At 51.5% G+C, this 23,333-nt stretch carries 15 protein-coding genes; 8 read left to right on the plus strand and 7 right to left on the minus strand.

The window, feature by feature from the left end; translation table 11 throughout:
• The first annotated feature begins 100 nt into the window (after nt 1–100).
• The 4 genes from brnQ to CMUST_RS11525 all read left to right on the plus strand — a co-directional run bounded on the left by brnQ (nt 101) and on the right by CMUST_RS11525 (nt 7,683).
• Nucleotides 101–1,510 carry a branched-chain amino acid transport system II carrier protein gene (gene brnQ, locus CMUST_RS11510; RefSeq protein ID WP_047262636.1) on the plus strand — a complete coding sequence of 470 codons (1,410 nt, stop codon included), beginning with the start codon at nt 101–103 and terminating at the stop codon, nt 1,508–1,510.
• A gap of 112 nt (nt 1,511–1,622) precedes the next feature.
• Entirely contained in the window at nt 1,623–2,597 is a 975-nt protein-coding gene (locus CMUST_RS11515) for an LLM class flavin-dependent oxidoreductase (RefSeq protein ID WP_047262637.1), read from the plus strand.
• Between the two features lie 57 nt (nt 2,598–2,654).
• The gene (locus tag CMUST_RS11520) at nt 2,655–3,005 is read left to right on the plus strand and encodes an SdpI family protein (RefSeq protein ID WP_047262638.1); all 351 of its coding nucleotides are present in this window, start codon (nt 2,655–2,657) and stop codon (nt 3,003–3,005) included.
• Nucleotides 3,006–3,213: 208 nt separating this feature from the next.
• On the plus strand, nt 3,214–7,683 hold the full coding sequence (locus CMUST_RS11525; protein WP_047262639.1) for an NACHT domain-containing protein: 4,470 nt from the start codon (nt 3,214–3,216) through the stop codon (nt 7,681–7,683).
• Nucleotides 7,684–7,752: 69 nt separating this feature from the next.
• On the opposite strand, the gene CMUST_RS11530 is transcribed toward CMUST_RS11525, so the two are convergent.
• The 4 genes from CMUST_RS11530 to CMUST_RS11545 all read right to left on the minus strand — a co-directional run bounded on the left by CMUST_RS11530 (nt 7,753) and on the right by CMUST_RS11545 (nt 14,933).
• The gene (locus CMUST_RS11530; RefSeq protein WP_047262640.1) at nt 7,753–10,785 is read right to left on the minus strand and encodes a P-loop NTPase family protein; all 3,033 of its coding nucleotides are present in this window, start codon (nt 10,783–10,785) and stop codon (nt 7,753–7,755) included.
• Nucleotides 10,786–11,336: 551 nt separating this feature from the next.
• Nucleotides 11,337–11,834, minus strand: coding sequence for a hypothetical protein (locus CMUST_RS11535; RefSeq protein ID WP_047262641.1), 498 nt, complete (start codon nt 11,832–11,834; stop codon nt 11,337–11,339).
• A 205-nt stretch (nt 11,835–12,039) separates the two neighbouring features.
• The gene (locus CMUST_RS11540; protein WP_047262642.1) at nt 12,040–14,172 is read right to left on the minus strand and encodes a hypothetical protein; all 2,133 of its coding nucleotides are present in this window, start codon (nt 14,170–14,172) and stop codon (nt 12,040–12,042) included.
• Between the two features lie 263 nt (nt 14,173–14,435).
• Nucleotides 14,436–14,933: a hypothetical protein gene (locus tag CMUST_RS11545; protein ID WP_047262643.1), complete on the minus strand. Its 498-nt coding sequence runs from the start codon at nt 14,931–14,933 to the stop codon at nt 14,436–14,438.
• 198 nt (nt 14,934–15,131) lie between these two features.
• Between CMUST_RS11545 and CMUST_RS11550 the strand changes: the two genes are divergently transcribed.
• Genes CMUST_RS11550 through CMUST_RS11565 form a run of 4 tightly spaced genes read left to right on the plus strand, consistent with a single transcriptional unit; the run spans nt 15,132 to nt 20,023 of the window.
• Nucleotides 15,132–16,727, plus strand: a complete 1,596-nt coding sequence (locus tag CMUST_RS11550) for an ABC transporter substrate-binding protein (protein WP_047262644.1) — start codon at nt 15,132–15,134, stop codon at nt 16,725–16,727.
• Nucleotides 16,724–17,683, plus strand: a complete 960-nt coding sequence (locus CMUST_RS11555; protein ID WP_047262645.1) for an ABC transporter permease — start codon at nt 16,724–16,726, stop codon at nt 17,681–17,683. The genes CMUST_RS11550 and CMUST_RS11555 overlap by 4 nt, the downstream gene beginning before the upstream one ends.
• The gene (locus CMUST_RS11560) at nt 17,680–18,528 is read left to right on the plus strand and encodes an ABC transporter permease (protein ID WP_047262646.1); all 849 of its coding nucleotides are present in this window, start codon (nt 17,680–17,682) and stop codon (nt 18,526–18,528) included. Before CMUST_RS11555 ends, CMUST_RS11560 begins: the two co-directional genes overlap by 4 nt.
• A 1-nt stretch (nt 18,529) precedes the next feature.
• On the plus strand, nt 18,530–20,023 hold the full coding sequence (locus CMUST_RS11565) for an ATP-binding cassette domain-containing protein (protein WP_047262647.1): 1,494 nt from the start codon (nt 18,530–18,532) through the stop codon (nt 20,021–20,023).
• Here CMUST_RS11565 and CMUST_RS17135 read toward each other — a convergent pair.
• The 3 genes from CMUST_RS17135 to CMUST_RS11575 all read right to left on the minus strand — a co-directional run bounded on the left by CMUST_RS17135 (nt 20,006) and on the right by CMUST_RS11575 (nt 22,344).
• Complete coding sequence (locus CMUST_RS17135) at nt 20,006–20,131, minus strand: hypothetical protein (RefSeq protein ID WP_269082579.1); 126 nt, start codon at nt 20,129–20,131, stop codon at nt 20,006–20,008. The genes CMUST_RS11565 and CMUST_RS17135 overlap by 18 nt on opposite strands.
• 342 nt (nt 20,132–20,473) lie before the next feature.
• Entirely contained in the window at nt 20,474–21,805 is a 1,332-nt protein-coding gene (locus tag CMUST_RS11570) for an alpha/beta fold hydrolase (RefSeq protein WP_047262648.1), read from the minus strand.
• 134 nt (nt 21,806–21,939) lie between these two features.
• Nucleotides 21,940–22,344, minus strand: coding sequence for a hypothetical protein (locus tag CMUST_RS11575; RefSeq protein WP_144414204.1), 405 nt, complete (start codon nt 22,342–22,344; stop codon nt 21,940–21,942).
• Nucleotides 22,345–23,333: the final 989 nt, after the last annotated feature.

Raw genomic sequence — 23,333 nt, forward strand, 5'->3', positions numbered from 1 at the left:
GGCCGGTTTTCGTGTTTGATGGGCGCCCAGTTAAAGTACCAAATATTATTTGCCATGCTGCATACTGTGCCCACCTGATCGAAATTTATTGGAGAGCCACATGAGTACTGCCGATAACCCGCACCCGAATACCACCGTGGGGGCGTCGAAAAGCACGACCGGGGGCATTCGGATCGTGACATTGGTGCCCATCGCATTGATGTTGTTTTCTATGTTTTTCGGCGCGGGCAACTTGATTTTCCCACCGCAGCTCGGGGCGCAATCGGGTGAGAATTTCTTGCCCGCAATGATCGGTTTCCTCATCGGTGGGGTTGCGCTTCCGGTCATTACGATCATCGCTATCGCGTTGTCGGGTCAAAGTGTGCGTTCATTGGCTGCACGTGGCGGCGCGATTTTCAACGTCGCATTCTCTGTTGCTGTGTATCTGTCCATTGGCGCGTTTTTTGGTATCCCCCGCACCGGTGCGGTTAGTTTCTCCACCGCGATCGCGCCGGTCACCGGGGTCGATTCGACCGCTGCATCGGCAGTTTTTAACTTGTTTTTCTTCGGCGTCTCGTATTGGTTAGCGCGCAACCCAACCGATTTGGTGTCCCGACTGGGTAAAATCCTGACCCCAAGCCTGCTGATCCTGCTGTGTGTTTTGGTGGTCATGTCACTGTTTAAGCTGCATGGCGCAACCCAACCACCCACAGAACAATACGTCGAAACCCCACTGGTATCTGGACTGCTAGAAGGCTATTTAACCATGGATTCCATCGCCAGCTTGGCATTTGGCATCCTGGTGATCTCCGCGATCCGGGGGCACAACCCCACGCCGGATTCCGATACTTCCCGCTTCACCGTTGTAAAAGCAACCGCCATCGCGGCACTCATCGCAGGTTTCCTGCTGGCGGTCATCTACGTCGGCTTAGGTGTCATGGGCAGCCGCATCCCGGACGGCCAATCCTTCTCGGACGGCGCGGCACTCCTGTCGGCAGCGTCGCTGTCCACCTTGGGCACCACCGGGCAGATCGTCTTCGGCGGCATCGTCTTGCTGGCGTGCCTGACCACCTCAGTCGGCTTGCTCGCCGCCACCAGCGAGTTTTTCAATTATCTGGTGCCTAAAGTCTCCTACCAAGTATGGCTGCTGATTTTCGTTTTGGTGTCGTTTGTCATCGCAAGCCTGGGCTTGGATGCGGTGTTTAGCATCGCGGTTCCGATCATCGTATTCCTTTACCCCATCGCGATTACCGTGGTCGCCGCCACGCTTATCGACGCCGCCACACGCAAGTACTCCATGTACTTCGGCTTCCGGGTGCCGGTGTGGGTTGCTGTTATCTGGTCCATGCTGACCACCGTCGCCCCGCAAACAGTCGCATGGTCACCCGGTGCCACCATCCAATTAGGCTGGGTCATTCCGGTTGCAATCGCCATGGTCATCGGCATCATCATCGACCTGATTAACCCCGCCGACGCCCGCAAGCGCAGCACGGCCGCGGCGGCACTGGTTAAAGAAGCCCCGCTTACCTAAAACACCACGGGCTACGTGTGGTTGCACAAGATATGTCCGACAGCCCGACTAGTACCTTGTGCTTGTCGACGCAGTCTGAACGAGGCATCTTACTACCAGTACACTTGAGCGCATGTCTACCCCCAGCTTGTCCCTCCTCGACCTAGTTCCCACCTATCAAACGCAACGCCCCGGTGAGAGCCTTGCAGGAAGCGTCGAACTAGCGCAACTTGCAGAACGCTTCGGGTTTAAGCGGGTCTGGTACGCCGAACACCACAACTTCCGGGCAATCGCGTCGGCCGCACCGGCTATTATCATCGCCCACGTTGCGGCACACACCAGCACCATTCGGGTCGGCTCCGGTGGGGTGATGCTCCCCAACCACGTGCCCTATATGATCGCCGAACAATTCGGCACCTTGGCTGAGCTATATCCGTCACGCATTGACCTCGGCGTGGGCCGGGCACCGGGAACCGACGGGAAAACCCTCGCCCAGGCCCTACGGCGGCCCCCTGAGGCGGCAGGGAACTTCGAATCGGACGTCACGCAATTGCGGGCGTTTCTATCCGATACCTCCCCCATCCCCGGTATCCAGGCGTTTCCCGGCGCGGGAACCAACGTGCCAATATACATTCTGGGTTCGTCGCTCTACGGCGCAGGCGTCGCCGCCCGGCTGGGCCTGCCGTTTGGCTTCGCCTCGCACTTCGCCCCGGCGGCGCTGCACCACGCGATTGCGCACTACCGAGAGCACTTTGTGCCGTCGACAAGCGCCCCTGATCCATACGTGATCGCCACCGTCAATGTCATCGCCGCGCCCGATTCGGAAACGGCACGGCATCGCCACCAGCAGGTTGTGCGCCAGTGGATACGGATTATGAACCCAGCCGCAGCACAGCTTGACGACGCCCAGATCGACGCGATCATTAGCTCCGGGATGGTGCAACCGCTAATGGACATGCTGCGCTACACAGCGGTTGGAAACCCGCAAGAAGTACGCGATTATCTGCAAAAATTCGCAGCCGACACCAGCGCCGACGAACTTATGCTGTGCCTTCGCGCCGTAAAACACCAGGATGCTAAAGAAAGCCTGATGTTGATTGGGAGCTAGCCCGCGTTCAACAGTAGTTTTCTTCTCTCACGCCTACTTCAGAAGAGGAGGGTCACCATGTTCTACCTCGTTTCAGCATCGCTAATTGCCAGCAGTATCATAATCGCGGCCCTTGGCAATGAGTCCCGCAAAGGATTAAAACGCAACTGGTGGGCCGGGTTACGCACCCCCACCACAATGGCTAGTGATGAAGCTTTTCGTGCAGCAAACCAGAAAGTGTGGAAACTCTATTTCGCTATGGCAGCGGTGCTGTTTATCGAAGGCATCGGCGTCGCGGTCTTAGAATACGCAAAAGCGAACAATGAAACCCTCGCCACCTTCGTTTTATCCAGCACTTTTATCGTGTTGCTCATCGCCCGTGCCCAATATGTGATTGGCACACGGGCTGCGAAATCGATCACTTTCTGAATACCAACTCGGACATTGGCCGTAGAAAGTGTAACCTCTGCCATATGATGGCACCGCTTAATGCTCCCAAATACCGTGGTCACACAGCTTTGGAATTCAAACCTGGTTTTAAGCCCTTCATCCCAATCAATCATTTTGTGCAAACGGGTTCAGTACCGGGAGTCAACCCCGCTTTTCCGACCCACCACATTTTATGGTTGGGGGCATAATGACTCCACGCGCAGGCGGAGAAGCTGACAAACTAGGCAATCAGTATGAGTTTTTATGGGCAGTCCGGCACGCTCTTTATTGCCTTGCTGATGACAAACGTTCTCTCACATATGAAGACCCAAACACTGATTTTGGCGAGGGGTCAGAATTCACCTACAAAACCGAATCATGCGTTGAGGTACATCAAGTCAAGCGACAAAACGGCATTCAAAGTAATTGGTCAATCAGGCGATTAATCGGTTTAGAGGTGTTCGACGCCGCGCGTCATCATGTCTCTAACGGTCGAGAATTCCATTTTGTCTCCACTGTTCCGCCTCAGGGACTTAAAGAACTTTGTCGTCGTTCACAACGAGCCAAAAATGTTAGGCAATTTACCGCAGCAGGGTTTCTATCCAAAGAATTGCAGGAGCAATTCGATATCCTCGTCGAATTAGCCTTCCAAAAAGACCAGCAACAAGCTTGGCAAACTCTCCGAGGAATGAAAATAAGAATCGAAGACGAAGATACAGTTGTTCAAACAAACGCCATTATTGCTTCGTCCTTATTAGAAGGCGCAAATGGTGAAAACATTTCATCCATAATTGGTGACATTCTGATTTCAAATCTTGGAATAGAATTGAACCACTTTGAGCTTGTGAATCAGCTACATACCAGAAAAATCTATCTGCGAGGCGCTGAATCACAACGTAGTTCTATTGAATTAATTGAGGGTCAGACAGCCAAGTGGGCCAACTCGATCAAAAGAGACATGCTTCGTCCCAGTATTAAGCGTCGCGAAGTTGCAGAAATCTTGAGGAAGTTGCAAAACCACAAAATAGTTCTCGTATCTGGTACAGCAGGTGGCGGCAAAAGCGCTGTTCTGGAACAAGTAGTTGAAGAACTACAGCGCGAAGGTAAGCAAGTACTTGCGCTACGGCTTGATCGAATTGATAATTTCGTTTCCACAATCGATTTAGGTTCTAGCCTTGGCCTTGATGCTTCGCCTGCTGTTGTTTTGTCTAGGGCGAAAGGAAAAGGTAATGGCTACCTAGTCATCGATCAGTTGGATGCCGTTAGTTTGGTGTCTGGCCGTGCACCGGAACGCTTCGATATAGTCGTTGATCTCATTGACGAAGTGCGTCGTCTTAATGAGAAGTTAGAACTTAACGAAATTAAAGTAGTTTTAGCTTGTCGCGAATTTGACATACGAAATGACCACCGGATTCAGTCGTTGGTGGATGAAAATACAAACAACGAAATCCAAGTTAATCTTTTAACTGATGAGGAGATAAATGACGCAGTATCGGCGATGGATCTCGACTCAACAAAGCTCACTCCGACTCAACGCTCGATCTTACGAACACCACTTCATCTCGTGCTTTTAAAGTCATTGGCGAATCATGGTGACCCCCTTGAATTCCATTCAAAAAACTCCCTATTTGATAAATACTGGGACCGAAAGCGAACGGCAATTAGAACAAAGGGGAGAAACATTCGCTTTGAACCAGTTTTAAATCGAGTAGCAAGCATTATGAGTGGCCGACAGATGCTGTCCATCCCTGCCGAGTTTCTTGATGAGGATGACCTCATTGACGACGCTCAGGTTCTAGTCTCTGAGCATGTATTAGCGTTAGAGGATAATAAGATTGGGTTTTTCCATGAAAACTTTTTCGACTACACCTTTGCTCGGTTATGGTTTTCAAAATCTGAATCACTTGTTGATTTTCTTCGACAAGATGAACAAGAGCTATTCCGTAGAGGACAAGTTCGCCAAATCCTCCAATATCTCTACGAACGTGATCCATATCGATTCCGACAGGAAGTTAAATCAGCATTATCCAGCGAATATGTTAGATTCCACATTAAGAAAGTCATATTGGCTGTTCTAGCAAGTCTTGAAGCCCCTAGTTGCGAAGATGCCGCCATTATTTTCGATGTATCCGAAAATAATCCAAAACTGCAGAACGAGATTTGGGCGAATATTCAAAGTACGCCTTGGTTTAAAAGGTTTCTTGAGGACGGCAAGATTTCCAAGTGGATTGATAGCGGTGATCCTGCACTCCAAGATCGAGCAATTAGCCTGATGGCGGAAGCTGTTAGAGACTTACCTGACGAAGTTGCTGGCGTTCTTTATAACTACCGTTCGATGCCGCATTACTTTACTTGGATATGTTCGGTCAGCCGTTATGCTGATTTGTCTCAGAGCCGAAACTTCTTTGATCTCGTACTCGATGCTGTTCGAAAGGGACACTTTAACAACCAAAGGCCGAATTTATGGTTTACTGCCAGTCAACTGCCCGAGCAAAAACCACTTTGGGCTCTAGAATTATTGAAAGCTCAAGTCACAGACAGTGTCGATGCTTTTAAGTTAAGTGAGGCAGGTCGAATTCAAATTCTGTGTATTCGTGATTACCACGCATCAAAATTCGTAAAAAAGCTAGCTGAAAAGATATCTTTACCTTTTGTTCAGACGTTTATCCCGTATTTGCGCGAGGTTATGGAAACTACAAAGCGCAAGCCTAACGTACTTGGTTGTATTAAAGATCCACATTTCCATTGCTATTTCGACACGCAAGGAGTTAGTAATGAAGAACTAGGGTTAACGCTATTCATGCAAACCGTTTTCGCGCTGAGATCTCTCGCTGACTCGAAACCTGATGAAATTCAACTGATTCTTGAGGAACTGGCACAGGACCCATATGAAGCTTCACAGCTTCTGCTTTATCAAGCGATGGCAGCAGGAGAACGGTCTTTTTCTAAACTGGCTGTCGAAATCCTCCTCACTGGTGGAAAGAGGCTTATTTGTGAAGATCAGGTAGTAGATCAATTAGTGAAGGCTATTTCACCTCATATATCTGAAAACGAACATAATCAGCTTGAGATCTTATTTCGTGATTTATCTGGCATTTACAAAGGTCGTAACAGTTCAGGAAAATTAGCCTATCGTTTGTTGTCTTCCTTGGAAGAAAAAAGATTAACTTCTGTAGGTATCCGTAAATTGGGGGAATACCGAAGAAAATTCGAAAAAGATCAATCTGACGAAGATTTTTTCGTGAAATCGGGAACCATAAGTTCACCTATCAGAGCCGAAAAAGCTGCTAGGATGCCCGATGATAATTGGCTCAAAGCCATGCAAAAACACAATGCTGATCGGATGACAATCCGGGAAAATCCTACGGGCGGCGCAGGCGAATTATCGGAGGTCCTTAGAGATCAAGTTGCAGCTAATCCCGAGAGATTTGCCAAACTAGCTTTACGCTTCACACCAAATTTAAATCCTAAATTTGCGATTGGTATCCTACGTGGACTATCTGACGCTACTCCAACAGATGAAACAGCGTCGTTAGTGTTTGAGGCAGTTCGACATCTTGCATCTCTCGGACATGATGACATTTACAGATTCTTAGATGATGCTCTGTCTCATTATTACGGCAATGTGCCTATTGACATTTTTGAGTTGTTATTACAACGCACTCTTGATTCATTAAAAGCTGAAAAAGATACATCTACCTCAACGGGCGTAAATGAAAACCAAACCTTTCATGAAGACATGTTCTTCTACGCCATAAATACAATTCGAGGAAGTCTCGTCTACTCCCTTGCTCGAATGTTGATGTCTGATGTAACCGGAGAGCGAACTAATCTAATTCGGCCTCATCTTGTTGAGCTGGCGGAAGACCCGGTACTTGAAATTCGGTCTATGGTCGCTGGGCTTCTTTTAACGGTTTTGAACTCGACACAAGCCGAAGTTATTTCAGCATTTGAAAAGCTTATCGATACCGACGATCGGATTTTCACCGATACCTCAGTGCAAGCACTTTTAATACGCGTTGAACAACTAAAACCTGAGACAATTACCCCGCTGATTGAACGAATGTTTATTTCAACAAACAGAGAAGCTAGAAAAGCTGGTGGCGAAATAGCAGCAGTATGTGGTTTCAGATGGGGTAGAACTGACCTTCTGGAACGAGCCCTCAATGACGATTCTGCTATTAGGGAAGGTGTCGCCGAAACATGTGTCAACTTTATTGGTGATACGTCGAAAGCTGGCAGTGTTTCCAAAACGTTAATCCGCCTCATGGAAGATGAAGAAGAAAATGTTCTTAAGGCTATTACTAAAATCGCTCCTAGCCTACGCGGTAAGCCGCTTCGTCCCCATGCCGAGCTTCTGAACAGGTTAATTGATTCACCTGCGTACCCTTATGATGTAACACAGCTTCTCTTCACCTTAGAATCTGCTCCAGACAATGTTGACGATTTCATCCTGAAAGCGTCGCAACGCTTTATATCTGAGTTTCGTTCTGAAATAACAGACCCAAGTTCACACGTCCCTTTTGATGCGCTTCATGTTGGTGAGCTTTTAATTAGAGCTTTGACACAATCGCAGAACACGGATTTTCGTGGCGAGCTACTTGATGTCCTAGATGAGATACTTGAACTCAATGTGTATGGAGTTGAAGGAGCACTTGCAGATGTAGAACGCTCGTAGTCGCATGGGAAGGCTAGGATGCAACCAGTTGTAAGAGCCTACGACATTAAGAAGGCAAGGGAAAAGTGACTAATCCAAAACCAGCTGTTCATCAATAAAATCCCGCAGGTCCTCCGACTCTTTGGCTGTATGCAGCACCACGATAACAACGGCGTTGTGCTGGTTGGCGGCTGCGTGGAGTCGCTGCATTGCTGCACGTTGCGCGTGTTGTGGCAGTTCGGAGAGGGTTTCATCGAGGACAACAACGCTGGTGGCTACTTGGGTTTCGGCATAGTCCACGAGCGCCTGTTGCCGCGCCTTACGGGTGTGGAGGTCGCCGTGAAGCCATGCGGGTGAATCTGTCGATTCATCTTTTGGCGCGAATTGCAGCACCGCCAAGTCATCGGGCACGATCACCGGTGCCGGGTCGCTGGTTGCGCCGTAGAGTACTAGGGCGGTTGACTTCCCCGCCCCGCTTCGCCCGGAGATTTCCACCACGCCGCCGGTTCCATCGTTGGTGCGTACTGTTTCTTCGATACGCTGCGCGGATTGGCGTGTGTGTTCCGTGGCGAATTGGTGGTGGGGTGGCGCAAACTCCGTTAGGTTCAACACCCGCCCCGCCGTTATCAGCGCAAGATCGAAATCCTGCAGTGCACTGATCACGGTAGGTACTTGGGTGGCAAAGCTATAGAACAAGTAGGCCACAACCGCCCCACTAATCACGTTATCCGCCGGAAAGAACACCACCGAGGCGACGCCGATGCATAAAATAGCGGCACTGAGCAGGCTTAAATCCCGCCCCCGGGCAAGCTGCGCGCCGATGGCATTTTTTGTACTGGACTGAAAAACTGCCCGCACCTGTTCAAACACTTGAATCCTGGCGTGCTGAACCAAGGTGGTGCTGGGCAATTGGCGGCTGGTAATAAGCGCGGCGCACTCGCTCAGAAACGTATCCCGACCGGTCGCTTGCACATCAGAGGCGTGGGTTAACCGCGCACTGCCACGCCGATACAACCAGCCGCCCACCACGACAATGGGAAGGATAATCACCACAAGCAGCAGGCTTTGGCCAGCCACAATGGCACACAACACCGCCACCGAGGCGACTGCGGTAATCATGCTGACCAACGCGCCTGGAATTGTCATCTGCATGGTGGAGAAATCGTCGCCGAACCGGCCCATGTATTCCCCGCGCCGGGTCGGGGTGGAATGGTTGACCGTTGCCTGTGCGGCCTTGACATGTAGACGGGAAAAGTTTGTAATCGGTAGCCGGAACTGCACCAGGCCGGTGACCACCGGGATGACCAGGCAGGCCGCGATGACCAGAACGAGTAATCCGATGCTGGTGGGTGAAACCGTGGCAGCGGCGGTTTCTAACACCAGCGGCAGCCCGACGGAAAGAAGTGCGCTAAGCGCCCCGACCAGCAGCAAGGCGGTGGTGCCGCCGCGTCCGAAGCAGGCGGCGAATACCTTCTGCGCTAAACCTAGGCTTGGCTTGGGCTTAGGGACACCCGCGCCCACCTCGTTGTTATCAGAGTTTTCCATCGGTTGTGGTGCTTCCGGGACACGTTGATGGTTGTTGGTTTCCAACACCATAGTGGAAACGCTGTCTGCCACCTGGTGTATGTCGCCTGCGTGGTACTCGAAAACCGGACAATCACCTACCGAAAGTTTCTTGGTGCCAATAAAAACGATCGGGACGGGACTGCCTAGCACCGCAGAAAGCACCCTCATGCGGGTGCGGTTATCCATCACCGCGAGGAACCCATCCGAGAAGAACACCGCCGAGGTGGTGGTGTCGTCGTTAAGCGCAACCATGAGCGCTATCCACAGTCGGGCTTTCTCCCCCAGCGACAGCGAGGCGGCGCGCCCCTGCCCGAGCTGGGTTGTGGTATCTGGTGGCAACCCAAAATCCGCGACCAGCCGACGCCAGTTATCCCGCTGCACAATACTAAAGCCACCTATGAGCTGGTTAACCAACGACTCCGGGATAACGTCGGGATTGTCGATAACAACCACATCCGCTAAGTTACGGGCGGCGTCGAGTAATTCGGGCGCTTCGGCCCCACGTATCACACAGCTGGTCTCAAGTGCTGGAAGTGGCGTCTCCGAATCGCCAGACGTTGTCTTCGCGCTTGCTTGTCGACGCTCATCCCACTCGTTTAACATCGGGACAGCCAAGCGGATCACCCGGTAATTGGCGACCACTTCCCCCATCGCCGAATACAGCAAGGTCGAGATCATCAAAAGCGACAAATAGCTATCGGAAGTTTTGCCGGTCACAAGCGCCACCAACACCGCAGTAGCCACCACCACTGGAACCGCTGACTGCAAGACCACGGCGTTAATGGTTTGCAACTTCGCGCGGTCTTTCATGATGTGTTCTTGGTGTGTCCGTTTCTGGTGCAGCCACCCAAAAACTAGGTCGGTGAGCTTAGCCATGCGCAACCGCCCGGCGTCGGTGGCTATCGCATTGATCAGCTCAACCCGCGCAGTTTCGCTGTCGATATAGCGGTGGAATACTACACCGATTTTGCGCACCATGACGAAGGAGAAATAGGTGAAAATCCCAATTCCTATGACCGCCCACAGCCCGGTGTCTTTATAGGCGATAATCGCAACAACCGCTAACCCCACCGACTGTATGATGCTTAAGACAAAATCCACCACATACGCTAGCTGGCTTATCTGATTCGGTTGTGTATTCAACCTGCCGATGGTGTTTTCGGAAGTGTTGCTGCGTAGTCCGTCGTCTAGAAAGACGCGAAACGCCAGAAACCGCACCCCTTGAACCAAGGATAATTCGGCATAAGACTTCAACCAGGAAAACCCCAGCGCGCCTATAAAGCATGCGATAAAAATCGCCGCCGTCTTGTGCGTATGAACACCCGCGGTCAGGCTGCGTTCGAACGCCTCGAAGTTAAACGGCAACACCAGATAAAACCCGGTGGAAAGCAAACCCCATAGAAAAACCGCCGCGGCTTTCGCCGGAAACGCCGCCACGAACGCAAGCCACGCCGACCACCCGGACTGGCTGGTTACCTGAGAATTGAACCTTTCATACTGTGCATAGGAGCCAAACTCGCCAAACTTTCTGTCCCAGCCGTATCCCCGTTGTGCCAAAAGGTGACCCCACTTCTGTTCGTGTTTCTTTCAGGCTACTTTGCAGGTAATTTACCATCGGATAAGCAGATGTACAGCGAAGACTAGCACGGATAGCAGCTCAAGGCACTACCGGTAACTCCCAGGGTTCTACTCACGACATCGCCACGACACAACTCCACGTCCTTGATAAGTTCCCTGAATTACCCAGTCCGCTCACAAATCTGCCCATATTAATAGCAGTCCAATTATTATGGACAACGCACTTAGAAGCGAGATTCCACACCCCATAAAAAGCGGACTCAGCCGCACTTTTTCACGTCTATCTTCGCCAGTTTCCGGATACGGTTTTTACCCAGATTCTCCCGAGAAACGGCATAAACGATCCTTTTCCAAACGGGAGGGCACAGCCACTGAATCTGAACCAGTTAAAAAACAAAAACACAGAAGAAGCGCATATCACTACCAGCATCAAAAATGGAATATCCTTTTTACTCGCCCAATTAATCATGGAAGAAAAATAGGCCCAATAATGACGCGGGAATTAACCCCACCATAAAAGATAAGGAGCTTTATTCAGCCGCCCATACACCCACGATCGCTATTACCGCGGCGGTAACGATCAGTAGCGACACGCTGCATCCGATAAATAAGCCGGTTGGTTTGACAGTCGTTTCCGAAGAGGAATTTTCAGGTTCATATTCCGGCTTCTTGCCCATGATTTCGCGAAGGAACGGGGCAAAGCTGCTGATTTTCAACGGTAAGGAAGGGCCAGTTGTACGTCCCCATTGAATTATGAAGAAAAAGACAAAAGTCACAGAAATGACCCCGATCTTATGTGGTATTTTTTCGGCCGACATCCAGGAATCCGGGTAGATGATTACAAGAGCTAGCGCTATGGGAATCAGCCCGACGCAAAAAGAAAGGAAAAATTCAAAGATGAAATACCACCCACCGAAAGGGTGAGCTTTGAGTTCTTTTTCACGTGTTTTCTCATAGTAGGAAAGGTAAACAAAAGAAGGTAAAAGCCCTAAAAGTATTAAACCTATTTCCCCAAAAGATATATTCATAATCCGTCCGATCTCGCGGCCCCGAATCCATCTCCAGATCTTCGCTAAGAATACCTTTATGGCAATTCTCGACTACTTCTAAACGGTGTATTATGGGGGTCGGCCGCTTACGCTATTCAACTGTTGCAATTTATGTTATAGCGGCGATGTAATTGTATTTTTATTTTAAAATTTTTTAATTTTACACCTCCCTCGATTTATGAGTTTATTCATCAAGATTTTTACCTAATTCATGCCCTACTTCTTTTAGCGCTTCGGAGCCTGCGAGTGCGCCTATAGCACCACCAATTGCAGTTCCAAGCGGACCCGTGGTGAAAGTGCCAGCTATGGCGCCGCCTGCCATTCCGCCTAAGAATCCTCCACCCACAGAACCCGCCGCCTCGGTAACAGGTGTGTATTGACCCGTATCCATATATCCTTTCGCCCCTTGGTAAAGGGTGATCCCATCGCCTACAATACCTAATCTTTTGAGAGGTTTAACGTAATTGGCTGCTTCATCGATGTGTTGGCCCGTGTTTATTCCTGCGGCTGCGCCGCCTGCTGCTGTTGCGGCTGGGTTAGCGTATTTCCAGGCTGTTTCCGGGGTGATTCGTGGTCGTGGTTGTGTTGGTGGTTCTGGGAGTTGGTAGGTGGTTACTGGGCTTAGTGGTGTGTCTTGCACACTCACGATGTTACCCAGCAGGTTCTGCCAGGTCGCAGCGAGCGGTATTTCTGGTTGGATAGCATTAAGCCCCCGCCCCGCCCTGATCGACTTCATGCTATCAGGGTTTTTACCCGGGTAAGTATTTTCGATCACCATACCATTTGAGTACGTAATCTGCTGCGTGGTGATATTCGTTACCGGATCCCACCGCTCATAGGTCTGATACGGCTGCAGAGTTGACCCATGCGGTGGGCGAGGAAAAACCTTTTCATACTCACCATCAGGGGTGTCAAATATTACCGCACCATCAGCCGGATACAGCCCAACACGTACCCGTGACTGTTCACCGACAGCAACAGGGATTCCATGTGGATTAAATTGGTACAGGTTTCCCAACGGGCTGGCATGGGATTGCCGTAGTCCAACGTCCATCCCGACCAAACGATCAGCAGGCAGAGCGATAATTCTTGAGCTCACCCCGTCCGGTATCGGTAGCTGCCCATTAGCCATAAGATATGCCTCGGTGTTGGTTTTCCTGATGGTGTTCCGCCGAAGAGTTCTCGGATCATCGACTATCCCTGTTCGCATCATCCGCATATCCGCTATTAATTGTCCCGCAGGTACCATCATCCCAAGGCTTGGATCATAAATATCGTGCCATAACACATCCTCATACGCATCCACACCAGGAGTAAGCGGCTGCTTCATATACTCAGCAGGCATAACATCATCTGCAGGGTGGTCAAGAATACTGCGAAACATTCCCCGCATCATGGTTGTGATCGGATCAAACAGTGATGTTGCATACTGATCATGCTCGGCATACAACCTCGCAAACATCACCGCCTGCCGGCCGATACGTTCGATATCTTCCATCAGTTTCGCTGCCGCGTACTTCCACGTTAATCGGGTATCGTCCACCGCTTGGGTGATAACATCGCCGGAAATCTCATCCGCACCCACCAGCGGGGTAATCTGATTCATCCCCGATGCCACCAGCTCTGCTACCTGATCTGCTGTTTCGGCCAGTGTCTCTAATTCCCACACAACCACCTGGAAATACGACGACAACCCCGAAGGATCCACACACGCTATCGCACCCTCGGTACTATCGGTAACCACACTGGTCACCTGCCCAGCAGCCCGGGTGGTTACTTCCAGTAACTCTGCTTTGATGGTATCGGCACCTGTAAGGCATGCTTCCCACTCGGCTACCGCTTGGGTGTAGGCTACTTCGCACATCTTAAGATTCGCCTGCGCCACACTAATAGCTGCAGCATTACCTGTTGATATCGCAAGCGCAAGGTGTGCTTCAGCAGCATTGACCGCCTCAGCTGCCGTATTCACCGCCGTATGGCACCCCATGCCAACAAACCGCTGCGCATCCATCTTCGTTTTAGCATCCCCCAAACCAGCCGCATACATACGAATCCCGGCATACACCTGCTCACCTACGCTGGAGGCAACCTGTAACTGCGACGGCACCGCCTGGCCAACGTGCTGGTTAAACGCCTCACCTTCGCTACCGACAAACCCATATGGTTGCGCCCCCACCAACGATGATGCGCCCCGGGAACAGTCATCAGCAAAATCCAGCCACTGCTGCGCACAGGAGATCACCGCCTGCTCATCACCACCGATATAAAACCGAGGACGATCAAACACACTAAAATCCGGCAACAAAACAGCAGGCACACCCAACTCCCTCATGTCACATAAACAACGATCAATAGCAACCAAGCTATAAGAACCACCACACCATGCACAACAACCCCTACCCCCACATAAGGGAAAGCTAACCCGACCAATGAATACACCTAGGGTTTCTCGTACGTTGTGGACTGAACTGCCCTTGGTTTTATTGCGGTAAAGCTCAGGACAACCAAGGTTGATGTCGTGATGATGGTAATGAGGAACAGTAGGTTACCCGATTTAGTGCCGTGAAGTATCGGCCAGGTTTAAATAGACCCTTTCCACACCACCCGCACGTCGGGCCGGGTGTCGCGGAAATGGTCGGCCAATTGGGTGGGTTTGATATTCGGCTGTGCTGGGAATGTAAAGGTGTATTCCGGATAGTGCTGGTCATGGCCCACCACATGTTGGGGAATGAGGCTGGCGAAGCTGGTACGTCCCTTGGAAAAAATTTCCACCAAGGCGAGATCGGCGGCGGGAAAATTCACGCCGGTTTCAACAATGGTGATGGTTTCCCCGATGGTGCACACCGGTGTGCGGTAGCGGCGAAACGCCCCGAATACGCTGAAAATGGTGAGCAAAATCCCCACTGCGGGTATCCCTAACGCAACGGTATAGAGGGTGTGCCACACCCCGGAGGCGTCGTAAAGCAGGATGTATGATAGCGCCGCGAGGAGTGCCATCAGCGCGATAAAAATCACGAATAAAGCCGCTGAGCGGGTGCGCAGCAGCGCGGAATACGGGGTTTGTATTTTCAGTACCATGAGTGCTTGGTAGTTTAGGTCGCGTTGGGGACCGGTTTGTCACAGACACGCCTTAACCTGACTCTTCAACCCAGATGGGGTTAAACCACGCCGCTTTTTACCCCAGGTAAACCTATGTATTCTCTAGGAAAAATAATGCGTAGCTATCACAACGTCATTGCGTAAAGCACCACCGAAACATATACCCTAGAAAGCGTCATGAGAACTTTATTTTTCCCTCTTCGGCGCACGGCCGCATATGCGCTTGTGGCACTGTGCATACCAGCGTTAAGTTCCTGTACCGCAGGCAGTACCGCAAGCAGCGGGGTCAGCGCCGATTACGCGGCGGCACCGGCGAGTGGCCGCCCGCTGAGTACCGTCACGTTGGGTACCACGGCGGCACCGGCATCGTTAGATTTCACCACCACGGCAGGTGCCGCCATTCCGCAGGCGTTAATGGGTAACGTCTATGAGGGATTAGTACACATCGACCAATCCGGCGATATTCAACCGCTACTGGCGAAAAATTGGCAGCTAAGCGACGACGGCACGGAGTACACGTTTTACCTGCGTGAGGACGTTCATTTTTCCAACGGCGAGCTTTTCGACGCCCACAGCGCCAAATTCTCCATCGACCGCGTAAAAAGCGACGCATGGAGCAATGGACTTAAAGCCCAGATGGATAAAGTAGCCGCCACCGAAGTCATTGATGATCACACCCTAAAAGTTCGGCTTCATTCTCGTTCCAATACCTGGTTGTGGTCAATGGGTACATTGGTGGGCGCGATGATGAGCCCTGCCGGAATTTCGGAATTGGCAACGAAGCCCGTCGGTACCGGCCCTTATGAAGTCTCACAATGGGCGGTGGGTACGTCACTGACGTTGAAAGCACGGGATGATTATTGGGGGCAACGGCCGAAAAACGACACGACAGTATTTCGCTATTTCGGCGACGCCATTTCGCTAACCAATGCGGTGCGGTCTGGCACCATTGACGCCGCTATCGGATTACAGTCCCCAGAATTATTAGATTCGTTGCGCGCTGACCCACGTTTGCAGGTTGAGGTAGGAACCACCAACGGCGAAGTGCTGCTGAGCATGAATAATGCTCGCGCACCGTTTAACGATGTTCGGGTTCGCCAGGCAGTGTTGTATGGGGTTGATCGACAAGCGATCATCGACACCACGTGGGAGGGGTATGGAACCGAAACTGGGGGTACTCCGGTTCCGCCTACCGACCCGTGGTACACCGGTACCAGCGCCTACACCTATGATCTGCCCAAAGCGCAGCGGTTACTCGCCGAAGCTGGTGCGGTGGGAACCCCGATTACCCTGTCGGTGCCATCGCTTCCCTATGCGCAATCTGCAGCCGAGATTCTCTACTCCCAGCTACGCGATATTGGCTTTGATGTTCGCATCGAATCAACCGAATTTCCGGCCGTCTGGTTGGCGAAAGTATTTAAAGGAAAGGATTACGATATGTCGCTGGTGGCACATATCGAACCCCGGGACATTCCGCAGCTTTTCGCCAACCCGGACTACTACCTAGGCTTTAATGACCCACAGGTTGAGGAATTGATCGCCGCCGCCGATCAGGCTGAAGATTCCGACTACGTGGACTTAATGCAGCAGGCGGTGGATCGCATCATGGCCCAAGCTGGTGCCAATACGTTGTTTAATCTGCCCATGATTATCGTCGCTGGCACCAATGTGTCGGGTATTCCTCGTAATTCTGTCTCCGATGGCTTAACCGTCGCCGGGATAACAAAGCTGCAACCAACGTCAGCTGGACAAGAAGAAGGCGGAAATCAATGACCACTACCATTCCGGTTTTTCGCGCCATCGCTCGCTACGGGTTAACGCTAGTGATAGCCAGCATCGTTATCTTTGTTGCGCTTCGCGTTATCCCCGGTAATCCTGCCGAAATTGCGCTCGGAGTAGGCGCAACGGATGAAGCGGTAGCGAAGCTTTCTACGCAGATGGGAATCGACCAACCCATCTGGCGGCAGTACATTGATTGGGTATCAGGGCTTATTCGAGGCGATTTGGGGACCTCCCTGACCTCCAATACCGACATCTCATCTATGGTTTTTGACCGGCTTCAAGTCTCCATCATTTTGGTTGGTAGTGCGATGGTTGTGGCGCTAGCGGTCGCATTGCCGGTCGGAGTGTGGGCTGCGCAACGCGCCCGCCGTTTCGACGGGGTTGTTATTTCCATCATGAGCCAGATCGGCATCGCCATCCCCAGCTTCCTCGCTGCGGTATTGCTGGTGGCGGTGTTCGCGGTGCAGCTTGGCTGGGTGCCCGCTAACGGGTGGTCGGTGCCAGCTGAGGATTTCCCTGGGTTTATATCGAGGTTAATTCTGCCTGTCATTTCACTGGGGATCGTTCAGGCGGCGATTATGACCCGCTATGTGCGTTCAGCGGTACTAGATGTGATGAACGAGGACTTCATGCGTACCGCCCGAGCCAAGGGGCTAAGTCCCATGCAGGCATTGCGAGCACACGGGATACGAAATGCCGCACTACCGGTGATAACCGTTACCGGCTTGCAGCTGACCAATGTGCTTATCGGTGCGGTTGTTATTGAGAAAGTCTTTGTCATTCCGGGACTAGGCACGATGTTGCTAAGCGCGGTGACCTCTCGGGATTTGCCAACCGTTCAAACCATCGTCATGGTTTTGGTGATCTTCGCCGTGGTGGTTAATGCCCTGGTCGACTTGGCTTACATAATCGTTGATCCTCGCACCCGAAAGGAAACTTCCGCATGAGAACCAGATGGCCGTTATCCGGCGTGGTCGGTGGTGTGATTGTTATCGGAGTAATTCTCATGGCGATTGTGTCGTTGTTGTGGACGCCCTATGACCCGCTGCAGGCGTATCCGGCCGAGCGGCTTGCCCCAAGTAGCACCAGCCACATTTTTGGTACCGACCGGTATGGCCGGGACGTTTTCTCCCAGATCATGGTGGGGTCCCGGATTACGTTGCTTGTCGGCGTTGTGGCGGTCACAGTTGCCGCGATCTTAGGTGTGCCGCTGGGTATGTGGGCAGCAATGCGACGAGGTGCGGTGGAAACCGTAGTAATGCGGGGCTCCGATTTGCTTTTGGCGTTTCCTGGCTTGTTACTGGCGATTATCGCCACGGCTATGTTCGGCGCCACCACGGTCACCGCGATGGTCGCCATCGGTTTGGCGAGTGTGCCCGCCTTTGCTCGGGTGGCACGTGCCGCCACACTTACGGTGATGTCATTGGATTACGTCGCTGCGGCCCGCACCGCCAAAAAATCCGGGTGGTATATTGCCAGACGTCATGTATTGCCTAATATCTTCGGGGTAATTATTGTCCAGGCATCCGTGTCGTTTGCACTAGCAATCTTGGCGGAAGCTGGTTTGAGTTTCTTGGGACTAGGCACCCCACCGCCGGATCCCAGCTGGGGTCGAATGCTGCAATCGGCGCAGTCCTCGTTGGCTACTGCCCCTACCTTAGCTTTGTGGCCGGGGTTTGCGATAGCGATCACTGTATTGGGGTTTAATTTGCTTGGCGACGGCCTCCGGGACCTCTACGACCCGAGGTTTAGCCGAGGTATGGCGGCTAAACGGAAGAAAGGGGCAGTTTAAGATGGCTGTGCTGTCAGTAACTAATCTCAACGTCAAAAACGTTGTAAGCGACGTGAGTTTTGACATTGCTCCTGGTGAACGAGTGGGGTTGATTGGTGAGTCCGGCTCCGGAAAGACACTTACCGCCCTGTCGATCATGCGGCTAATCTCATCAACCGGTGCCATTACGCTCAGCGGACACCGGATTGATGCGTTTGATGAAAAAACCATGTGTACCATTCGGGGCAAGCGGGTGGCTATGGTGTTTCAGGAACCCATGACTGCACTGAATCCGCTGATGAAGGTGGGCAAGCAGATCACTGAGGCAATCATGATTCATTCGCGTGTTCCCAAGAAGCTTGCCCATGCTCAAGCGGAGGAGCTTTTAGAAAAAGTGGAACTAGATCCGCAGCTTATGCGGCGCTACCCACATCAGCTATCCGGTGGGCAACGACAGCGAGTGCTTATCGCCATGGCGTTGGCTCACGACCCAGAACTGTTAATTTGCGATGAGCCAACAACGGCTCTAGATGTCACCAGCCAACGGGCAATCGTGGACTTGATCGTGAAATTAGTTCGAGAGCGCGGCACCGGTTTGTTGTTTATCACGCACGACCTGGGCTTGGTGGCGCAGACCTGCGAACGGGTGCTGGTTATGCGCCGGGGAGAAATTGTGGAATCCGGCGCGGTAACAGACATCCTGGAAAACCCACAGCAGGACTACACCAAGACTTTATTAGCTGCTTCCATTTTGCCTGCCGCCAAGCCCGCGCAACACAGCGACGAGGTAGTCATTCGCATCCAGGATGCGTCGAAAAGCTATCGCAACACTGTCGCCGTCGATCATGTCAGTCTTGATGTTCATCGCGGGGAACGCCTCGGTATCGTCGGTGGCTCCGGATCGGGTAAAACAACTACGTTGAAACTAATTGCGGGACTAATCCGCCCGCAACAGGGCACGATCGAAGTTGCCGATTCCATGCAGATGGTTTTCCAAGATCCCATGGGGTCACTCAACCCCCGGATGCGGATCAAAGACATCGTCGCAGAAACCCTGCCCACCCCCAACCCACAACGGGTCATTGAAGTGCTCACTGAAGTGGGGCTGGATGCGACCGACATGTTGGATCGATTCCCACACGAGTTTTCCGGTGGGCAGCGTCAACGAATTTCCATCGCACGGGCGCTAGCGCCAAAGCCAAAAATTTTGCTTGCCGACGAACCAGTGTCCGCGCTGGATGTATCCGTGCGGAAAAAGGTACTAGAGCTAATCGATACTTTGGTATCTGAACATAACCTCAGCCTAGTTTTCGTCTCCCACGACATTCAGGTGGTTCGGAGTGTCTGTACCACGGTTGCGGTAATGAATCAAGGAAGAATTGTTGAATATGGCCCTACTGCCGAGGTCCTTACTACCCCCGCTACCGCTTATACACGCTCTCTCATCGACGCCATCCCCAGCTTAAATACGACCACTTGTAACGCCCGTAAGCTGAGCTTAAGAGGACTGAATTAGTAGTAACACTGAATCGTCGAGAACATGCTCTTCGTCGTACTCGAATATGCTTGTCAGCTCGTCGAATTCAGCCGCTTCAGCCGAACTGATGACAATCTTTTCTCGCATAGTCTTCCATTGTAACCTAAGGCAGCCACCACCTAAGGAATGTCGATCATTACCCTAGATCGACTAGGTTTTTATCGCGCGGATACCTTTCTTGCGATGTAAAAAGAAAAACCGCACCCGTGCCGCAACACTATCAACCAGGTTACAGGCCGAGGGGTGGTGGCCTTTTCACCAGGGTGTTTACTTCCGAATAGTGATCATTGTTATGTGTTTTAGGAGTAATCCGGAAGTGTTGCACCAGGGTACGGTTTGGTGATGCCATAGCAGCAACACCGAGGATTAATTTATGCCATAGATCACATAATTTCAAACCTCGCGGGTGCCATGGGGGCACCCACACGACTAGTGGTCGGCTATCTTTTCGTCCAGAATCTCCGCAATACCAGCACCATCATGACGTATGCCATCATGCTGAAAGTAATTGGTGATGTGCGCACGCAGATCCCGGAATTTCGAAGCGGTATCCATCGAGAACTCAAAGGGGACGAAAATATCATCGACATACACAGCCGCAGCACACACGGGTGCCGAAGCGCTACCCAAGGCATCCTTATCATATGGCGAACGTTGCCACTGATGCTGCGCAAGTTCCTCCGCCACCGCCGCAAGCGGGCGCAGTGCTGGATCTTCTTCAAATTGCCATGGGTAGATATGCTCGCCTGTTAAGTAGTATTTTTCTGCACTGCGCGGATCCGAGCCTTCCTCGAAACCGGGAATCTCCGCCCGTATCCGGTGCGCGGACCACCGCGTTGCGGAATCTAGCGCTACCGTCTGCCCTACCCCACCATAGATCGACTCGTGAATAGCAGCATAAAGCGGTGCCGCCGCAAAACTAACAGCCCCACCAACATGGCTTAAGAAATCTGTTTTCAACTTCTTTTCGCCCCGCACAATACGAAACGGATCTTCCAAAGCATAGGCCAGCGACAAAAACCCATCCCCACGGCCTAATTCAATGCCAATGGTTCTAAACCGACGAGAGCTTAACCGTTCACCGGTGGGAAGAATCTCCTCCGCATTATCCAAATGATGGCCAATTTCTCTAATCCGATCCGCAGCCCACGGAACCTGGTGGAAAAATTCCTCCTGGCGGCGAGCCAATGTCGTATATGTTGCGCGATAAACATCATCAACTGGGGCTGCGACCGCCGGCAAGCCACCAGTGAGGTAGGCGTAGGTAACTGATTGCGGAAACAGCGAAAGATAGGTGGTAATACAAAACCCACCGAAACTTTGCCCAAACAACGCCCATTTTTCAATCCCTAAGGCACGTCGTAACGCTTCGGCATCGTGCACAATATATTCCTGACGCAACCGCGAAAGCCGCGCCAGGCACAGATCCTCAACGGGGCTGTTTCCGTCTATCCGATGCGACCTGCCAGTGCCACGCTGATCCAATAGAATCCACCGGAACTTACCCAACCCCCATCCAATCACGCCGGAGGCTGATACCGGCCGTGGCGCCGGAAATCCCGGTCCGCCCTGGAGATACACGATAACAGGGTAGTTTTCACCGCCATCTGGAACGATTTCGCGGGCGAACAATTCAAATGTGTCGCCGTGGGGGTCATCCGGCTCCCACGGAACCTCAATTCTGTGTTCGATAATCTGATGCCCAAAGCGGCGCACCGCTGGTGAGCTTTTGACAGTGGGAGTTACTGCGGTATTGGTCATGCCACTTATTGTAAATGCACTGAAAATCCCCCAACCCTATGCCAGTGGATCACACGGTACTGCCCACGGCTCAAGTTGGGGGATGATGTTGCGACTGAAAGCTAGCGAAACACGATAGCTTTACTATTTAGCCCTTATTTCTTGAAGAAATCAGCAATCTTCTGGAAGAACTTAGCAAAGAACTCCCACACTGGCTTGAAAATGCCCTTCAGCTTGGAGCTGAAGCTGTTGTCGGAGGACTTGTCGTTGGAGGACTTGTTGGAGCTCTTGTCGTTGGAGCTCTTATCGTTGGAGCTCTTATCGTTGGAGCTCTTATCGTTGGAGCTCTTGTCGTTGGAGCTCTTATCGTTGGAGGACTTGTCTTCAGACTTAGCGGTGGTTGCTGCAGCCTCTGCTGGAGCGGTCTGTGCTTCCTGAGCGAAAGCAGCAGGGGTGGTCAGCGCAGCAGCGGTGATAGCAGCGGTGCTGAGCAAAGCAATCTTACGGGTGATCTTCATGGAATAGATCTCGCTTCCTAATTCGAGGTTTCGCAGCGACATTTGTGTAAATGTTGCTGTGCTATCGCAGGCTAATGGGGTGAACATACCCCAGTCCACCACCTGATAAATCCCACAGCTTTAACTAACTTAAATCTCATAAAATAACCCCCTATCCGGGGGATTGTGTCACAAAACCGCAGGTTTACAATGAATCAAAACCCAGTTTCTTAATAAAAGCTGATGTTGAAAAACGCTACCTTCACACCAAGCCAACCACCCCCAAGTTGACAACCATGCCCATTGGGCACCTTTTCACCAAATAAAACATCACTGTTCTAGATGTGGTTTTCACGCACAATTCTTAGCCCCCATCACCAATATGTAACGTTTTCAAAACAACGATTTTTTGTTACAGGGCTTGCATCGAGAATACATGCACGTCAATAAAGTATAGAAAATTTGAAGCGTTTGAAATCTAAGGAAATCATATGAAAACTTCCGTCGGCGACAACGGGGACACCTAATAACGGATTCAACCATCAGACAATAAAAAATCGCTACAAACCAACCCTCATGAGGTTGTGTCGGTGGTCTTTTCATCGGCGCTAGTAATACACACTGCAAGATCGCTTTGACGGAATTAGAGCAATTCGTTTCACTGCAGCTTGACTTGCGACACGTTAATGCCGAAATTGCCCGGTCGAATATGGGAAATCTGCCGTTAGACGGAAAAATTCGTGCTGGCCCATTAAACGCAACTCGACTTTTTCATGCTTCGGTGGATGGTTTCGTAGCGTGGGCGACGAATAGGTCGAGTTGGGGTATATGCACTCAAACTGCCTGTTGCTTTTGCAGTGGGTCACAAAACCTATATCCGGGAAACAACGCGGAAAAGTACTTTTGCATCATCGAAAACCCAGCGCAATGCACTAAACATTCAGAGCATTGCCCGCAATAACGTAGAGATTCGACTACCAAACAATAAAAATCGCTGATTAACTCTCATGCATGAGTGTTAATCAGCGATTATCACTTACGTTAGGCGGGGT

The sequence above is a fragment of the Corynebacterium mustelae genome (genome assembly GCF_001020985.1).
Classification (GTDB): Bacteria; Actinomycetota; Actinomycetes; order Mycobacteriales; family Mycobacteriaceae; genus Corynebacterium; species Corynebacterium mustelae.